Source organism: Ilumatobacter sp. (genome assembly GCF_041688325.1).
Classification (GTDB): Bacteria; Actinomycetota; Acidimicrobiia; order Acidimicrobiales; family Ilumatobacteraceae; genus Ilumatobacter_A.
Genome location: NZ_JBDNIJ010000203.1, coordinates 1 through 2,916, shown reverse-complemented (window position 1 = coordinate 2,916; position 2,916 = coordinate 1). Strand labels below are relative to the sequence as shown.

Sequence of the window (2,916 nt, the reverse complement as noted above, 5' to 3'; positions counted from 1 at the left end):
TCGTTGGTTTATGGAGCCCATTCATCGCGCTTGCAGCGTTGTCGGTGTGGACGCCGACGAAGCTGTTGCGACGTGCCGGATGGATCTCAGTTGCATGCTCCACCATTGGTGTCATCGCAGGCCCCGAACACACCATGGCGCAACGCTCGCTCATGTCGTCGTTGGTTCTGCTCGGCTTGGTGATCGCCACCCGCCCGGATCACCAAGCCTCGACGCGTTCGATAGCGCCACGTCTCGGCGCGCCGATGCTGGGTGTCGTCATCGGCGCCGCTCTCGCCATTCGAATCAACGTGAAATTCGACTATCTCACTGGCCGTGGAGCCGTGGTTCTCTGGGAAGCTCTCCCGCACCTGCCTGGGTTCGCTGTGCCCGTCGTCGTTGCGGCGTCGTTGGCGGCGTTCGTTGCGTGTCTCTTGCGGCCGTCATGGACGATCACTCTCGGCCTGCTCTTCGTCCCGGTCGGCACCATCGGCTTCATGCTGTCAAGCAATGCGTTCTTCTTCACCGCCAAAGCCGAACTGATCGTCGGCGCCCTCCTCGCCTGCATGACTGCATTGGTGCTGACAACCGGTGGAATCGCAGCCACGACTCGACCGTCCAAGAACCGCGCCTGAGCTGACACAGCACGAAAACCAGGCACCCTTCCGGCCGCCCGACAGACAGGAACCCCACATAGCGGCCGATCCAATCCGGATCGGCGAACGCACCCACGATGCGGGCGATCGGGCAGCCATCCGCACGATATTCAGCGGACGATCGAGCACCGACGTGCCGATCTCGCTCGGGTTGGTCGTCAATAGGGTCGGACGTTCTGATCGGGGACGCTGACAGCGATCGTCTTCACCGGGGGCATGCAAGGGTGTCTTGATGAATCCGATCGCGGCCGAGGCCCTGCAAACTCGCCGACTGGTCCTGGAGCCACTCCGAATCGAGCACGCCGATGAGATGGTGACCGTGCTCGCAGACCATGGCCTCTACGAATTCACCGGCGGTGAGCCACCGACAGTCGAGGGGCTCGTCACGAGGTACCGAGCGCAAGTCGCCGGCTCAGGTCACGACGGAGAACAGTGGCTCAACTGGATCGCCCGGAGAAGCGACACGGCCGAGGTGATGGGCTTTGTTCAGGCTACCGTCTCCGGTGACTCATCGGACATTGCGTGGCTGGTCGGAGTAGATCACCAAGGGCAGGGCCTTGCGGCCGAGGCTGTCAACGCGATGATCGCCGAACTGGCCCACCGAGGCATTCGAGGTTTCATCGCACACATCCACCCCGACCACATCGCGTCGCATCGGGTTGCCGCTTCTGTTGGCTTGGCACGGACGGGGGCGGTCGATGACGACGGCGAGGAGTTCTGGGCCAGTTCGACCAGTCCCTCGTGACGACCCGTCGATGAGCTGGCGATATCGAGCGCCAAGCCGCTCGCGGACGTGCCGTTCTGATCGGTCACCGGCCGTCTGTGGCTCCGTTGTTATGAGCTGTGAACCGAAGAGTCGAGGACGCAGCGAACCCAAGGATTGGAGCGTCGTACGCCGTCGCTGTCGCTGTCGCCGACGCTGTCGCCGATCACCGACTCAACGGTGCGAATGTGATTTCAGTCGTCTGCTCTGCTGGCGCGGTGTACCGGCCGGCTGTTCGCAGCCGAGACTTCGTGTCACAAGAGACTGGTCTCCAACACCTCGGTGCTCGACTCGTTGCAAGCGTCGTCGTGGATGTCGAGTGCTATGTCTTCGTCGTCCATGATTGATGTCGTGAACCAGGAACCCGCAGCGCTCGGTCGACGTCAAACCCACATGGTCATACGTCGCACTCTTGCCGTTGTCATCTTTGCCGGTCTGGGCGCTCTCGCCGCATGCGGCTCCGACGACCAGGCTGAGCTATTGCCGGGCGAAGCGGACGGCCTCGAGGCCTCCAGTTCAGCGGTTCCAGATATCCCGTACTTCGACTCCGACCTCGCAGGGCTCTGCGAATCAATGGAGGCATCGTTTGCAGAAGACGAGCCCTCCCCGTTCCTCACGCCAGATGCAGCACTGGCGAACCTTGCTACTCAGAGCACTGGGCTGGAAGGACTGCAACTCAGTGACGGGAAGATCCTCTTCGACGGTGAGAGCGTCGGTTCGTACCAACTGATTGATCGCCCGGAGGGCACCTTCGATGTCGAAAGCGCCCAATGGTGCTACGCCGACCCCATCGCCTCGGACCCCCCACTGGCGAACGCCGACGAAGCCGTCAGCGCCGCGGTAGCCACCCGGTTGTTCGACGACAACAGCTTCGGCGGCCAAGACGTCTTTGACCGGATCAATATCATCAACAACTTCGGCACGAACCGAGACGGATTCGTCGTCTCCGACCCCGACAGTCCGATCCCGCAATCGACGAAAACCGCCGTCGAGGCAGCGCTCCGACCAATGCCGGTCACCTGGATCACCGATGCCAGCAGCGTCATCGTCGATGAGAGTTCCGACTACACCGAGGTCGGCGCCGTGCTCTCCATTGCGACTCCGATCGTCGAAGGCGACACCGCCGAGATCACCACAAGCCTTTGGTGCGGCGGCACGTGTGGGATCGGTGGAACGCACGAAGTCCGACAAGACGGCGCCGGCTGGGCCGTGGTGGGAACGGTTGGACCGCAGTGGATCTCATGACTGATCCACTGCGCTGCGTGCGGACCTGACGAGTCTCGACACGAGACCAAACGGACCTTGGCATGCCTCACCTGAGACGTTTCATGGCTGTCGCCATGAGCGCACATTCTGGGCGGGTACCCGAGCGCATCCGTGCCGATATCGGTCGGGTCGCCGGGTGGTGGCGCCGTGTTGTTACGAGCGGGTAAGGCTGACGCCGATCAGCAACTTTGGACCTCGACGACCGTGCTGTCGGCTTCGATCTTGAAGTACAGCGAGCGGCTCGAAACGAGG

At 62.5% G+C, this 2,916-nt stretch carries 4 protein-coding genes; all 4 read left to right on the top strand.

From position 1 onward, the window contains the following. The coding region (locus ACH2EI_RS12100; RefSeq protein WP_395160186.1) for a hypothetical protein at nucleotides 1-614 on the top strand (614 nt) is incomplete at its 5' end. Between the two features lie 253 nt (nucleotides 615-867). Then, a complete protein-coding gene (locus ACH2EI_RS12095; RefSeq protein WP_395156062.1) occupies nucleotides 868-1,380 on the top strand; it encodes a GNAT family N-acetyltransferase in 513 nt (170 codons plus the stop codon). Nucleotides 1,381-1,478: 98 nt separating this feature from the next. Further along, nucleotides 1,479-1,745, top strand: a complete 267-nt coding sequence (locus tag ACH2EI_RS12090) for a hypothetical protein (protein ID WP_395160184.1) — start codon at nucleotides 1,479-1,481, stop codon at nucleotides 1,743-1,745. Next, the gene (locus ACH2EI_RS12085; RefSeq protein ID WP_395160182.1) at nucleotides 1,738-2,643 is read left to right on the top strand and encodes a hypothetical protein; all 906 of its coding nucleotides are present in this window, start codon (nucleotides 1,738-1,740) and stop codon (nucleotides 2,641-2,643) included. Before ACH2EI_RS12090 ends, ACH2EI_RS12085 begins: the two co-directional genes overlap by 8 nt. The last annotated feature ends 273 nt before the right edge of the window (nucleotides 2,644-2,916 follow it).

Excerpts from the sequence above, each read along its gene's own strand:
- ACH2EI_RS12095 (WP_395156062.1), top strand. The coding sequence starts at position 868 with ATGAATCCGATCGCGGCCGAGGCCCTGCAAACTCGCCGACTGGTCCTG.
- ACH2EI_RS12085 (WP_395160182.1), top strand. The coding sequence starts at position 1,738 with ATGATTGATGTCGTGAACCAGGAACCCGCAGCGCTCGGTCGACGTCAA.